Here is a 1,406-nt window from a genome sequence, read left to right as displayed (position 1 = left end):
GTGTCCACCGTGATGCTCACCGGTGACAACACACGCACCGCGCAGGCCATCGCCAGTGAAGCCGGCATCCGACAGGTTCACGCGGAGACCCTGCCCCAGGACAAGGCCGACCACATCCGCGCCTCGATGGCCACGGCCCCGACGGCGATGATCGGCGACGGCATCAACGACGCGCCCGCACTGGCCACTGCCACCGTCGGTATCGCGATGGGCGCCGGCGGTTCCGCCGCCGCAGTCGAGTCCGCAGACGTTGCCTTCACTGGCCACGACCTCCGGCTGCTGCCACAGGCCCTCGCACATGCCCGCCGCGGACGAGCGATCATGACCCAGAACGTCATAATGTCGGTGGCCCTGATCGCGGTCCTCTTCCCGCTCGCCCTGTTCGGCGTGCTGGGTTTGGCCGCGGTCGTGCTGGTCCACGAGGTCGCCGAGGTCATCGTCATCGCCAATGGTTTGCGAGCCATCCGCACCCAGCACCATTCCCAGCCTGACGCCAGGAGCGATGACTACTCTGCGCGCCAGCAGCGCCCTTCGATGATTGGATCCCAATGAGCAAGAGCCTGGAACTGTCCATGGCCATGATCGTGGCGGTTCTCGTGGCATTGGTCGCTGCGGTGACGTTCAGCCGGGCCGGCGGAGAGGCGGCACCTACGGGGTCCGGAAGCGGAGCGTCCGCGCCCTTGGTGCGCGATGACAGCCCCCGCCTGACCTCCGGCAAGAAGGCAGTGTTCGTGGAGTACCTCGACTTCGAGTGCGAAGCCTGCGGCGCAGCCCACCCCGTCATGACAGACCTGCGTGACAAATACGGGAACGACGTGACCTTCGTGGTGCGCTACCTCCCCCTGCATGGAAACTCGATGAACGCGGCGCTGGCTGCCGAGGCCGCCCGTGAACAGGACAAGTTCGAGGAGATGCACGACAAGCTCTTCGAGACGCAGGCCGAGTGGAGCCACTCTGAGTCGTCCAGGGAGAAGACCTTCGAGGGGTATGCCCAGGAGCTGGGGCTGGACATGAAGCAGTACCGCGCCAGCCTGAAGGACCCTGCCGCCGCGAAGCGCATCGAGCAGAGCACGAAGGACGCCCAGACACTGGGCGTCACCGGCACACCCACCTTCTTCCTCGACGGCAACAAGATCGAGCCGACCACCATCGCCGACTTCGAGACCACGCTTGATGCCGCAATCGAAGACTGAGCCGACCGCCGTCACCCCGGCGGTTGCGGTCAACGCTCGTGGCCTGGGCTGGCTGTACCTCGTCGGGGGCCTGATCGGGCTGCTCTGCGCCGTCGTGCTGCTCGTGGAGAAGATCGAGCTGCTCAAGAACCCGGACTACGTCCCCTCGTGCAGCATCAACCCGATCCTGTCCTGCGGCTCGGTCATGGTCACCCCGCAGGCAGACGCCTTCGG

Annotated in this window: 3 protein-coding genes; all 3 read left to right on the top strand. The window is 66.1% G+C overall.

From position 1 onward, the window contains the following. Window positions 1-552, top strand: a 552-nt coding sequence (locus tag ABC138_RS17495; protein WP_345914461.1) for an HAD-IC family P-type ATPase, incomplete at its 5' end; no start/stop codon positions are given. Then, the gene (locus ABC138_RS17490) at window positions 549-1,193 is read left to right on the top strand and encodes a thioredoxin domain-containing protein (protein WP_345914460.1); all 645 of its coding nucleotides are present in this window, start codon (window positions 549-551) and stop codon (window positions 1,191-1,193) included. The genes ABC138_RS17495 and ABC138_RS17490, both read left to right, overlap by 4 nt. Next, window positions 1,174-1,406 (top strand): vitamin K epoxide reductase family protein (locus tag ABC138_RS17485; protein ID WP_345914459.1); only part of this gene is annotated, 233 nt, incomplete at its 3' end. The genes ABC138_RS17490 and ABC138_RS17485, both read left to right, overlap by 20 nt.

The organism is Janibacter sp. LM (assembly GCF_039631275.1).
GTDB lineage: Bacteria > Actinomycetota > Actinomycetes > Actinomycetales > Dermatophilaceae > Janibacter > Janibacter terrae.
Note: the sequence above shows the minus strand (reverse complement) of the source record. Positions and strands in the feature narration are given on the sequence as shown.

Bases quoted from the DNA above. Each gene is read 5' to 3' on its own strand.
- ABC138_RS17490 (WP_345914460.1), top strand. From the start codon at position 549: ATGAGCAAGAGCCTGGAACTGTCCATGGCCATGATCGTGGCGGTTCTC.